Annotated in this window: 2 pseudogenes; both read right to left on the bottom strand. The window is 46.1% G+C overall.

The features are described 5' to 3' along the window. Nucleotides 1–740: pseudogene (ytpR, locus tag STRDD11_RS14200) on the bottom strand (YtpR family tRNA-binding protein); the annotation flags it as partial. A 512-nt stretch (nt 741–1252) separates the two neighbouring features. After that, nucleotides 1253–1363 (bottom strand): annotated as a pseudogene (locus STRDD11_RS05090) (GNAT family N-acetyltransferase); the annotation flags it as partial.

The following is a 1363-nucleotide window of genomic DNA, read 5'->3' as shown; positions in this document are numbered from 1 at the left end:
CCTCATTCATGAGGAGATTTTGCAGCCACTGCGGACTTGGAGCAATACGCACATTGTACCAAAATACGGGCCGCATAGTAGGGAGCTTTCTCTGTCTCGATAGCTACCGCAAGCTGATCCGCTGCCTGCTTGTCACCTTCTGTCAGCGGGAAAGCCTTAAACCGCACAGCCTTGTCGTAGATTGCAGCCACTTCGTGGGCGACACCGCGCATAGAGAGTGCGTCTGCCCGGTTTGGCGTGATGGAGAGTTCGATGATTTCATCGTCCAAGTCCAGATATGGAAAGACTTCCTGACCCGGCACAGCCTCCTCCGGCAGGATTTGGATACCATCCGCAAATTCCTTTGGCACGACTGAGTCAGAAATGCCCAGCTCGCCGAGAGAGCAGATCATGCCCAGCGACTCCAGACCGCGGATTTTCCCTTTTTTAATCTTGTAATTGTCCGCAATGCGTGCACCGGGCAGGGCCACCATGACCTTGATACCGGCCCGGATATTGGGAGCTCCGCAGACAATCTGACGCGTCTCCGCTTCGCCGACATTGACCTGACAGACATGCAGATGGGTATCCGGCACATCCTCACACGATACAACCTCACCGACAACGATCTTGGACAGACCGGCAGCCGGCGATGTCACACCTTCTACCTCAATCCCGGTTGTGGACATTTTCTCAGCCAGCTCAGCGCTCGCCACATCAATGTCTACTAATTCATTTAACCATTTATAACTTACTAACATAATTAAGATACCAAGGGCGTTTAAAACGACTGAAAAATAGGAGATTGACGAAGCATTCGATGAATGCTAGGAAATCTATCTTTTTTCCGAGTTTTTAGCCCGGGTTCCATTCCTTTCTCTATTCTATCACCGAAGAATTTGAACGACCAAACTTTAGGGATTTGTCTGAAATCCTGATTTCAGAAACAAATCATCTAAATTTCGAGCTTTTAGGTCGTATTCCATTCCTCTCTTTAAATTTTCTGAACTTATACTGTGCCAAGACTACAAAGGATACCAAGGGCGTTTAAAAACGACTGAAAAATAGGAGATTGACGAAGCATTCGATGAATGCTAGGAAATCTATCTTTTTTCCGAGTTTTTAGCCCGGGTTCCATTCCTTTCTCTATTCTATCACCGAAGAATTTGAACGACCAAATTTTAGGGATTTGTCTGAAATCCTGATTTCAGAAACAAATCATCTAAATTTCGAGCTTTTAGGTCGTATTCCATTCCTCTCTGTAATTTCTCTTTTAGTTCAATTTCTTGCGCAGCAGCCAGTCTGTATCCACTGTCTCGCCAGTGATATAGTCGTGCTGGCTGAATTTTTCAAAACCATACTGAAAGTAAAAGTCCTGAGCTCT

Origin of the sequence: Streptococcus sp. DD11 (genome assembly GCF_001578865.1) — a bacterium.
GTDB classification, from domain to species: domain Bacteria; phylum Bacillota; class Bacilli; order Lactobacillales; family Streptococcaceae; genus Streptococcus; species Streptococcus panodentis.
This window is presented reverse-complemented; position numbering and strand designations above follow the sequence as displayed.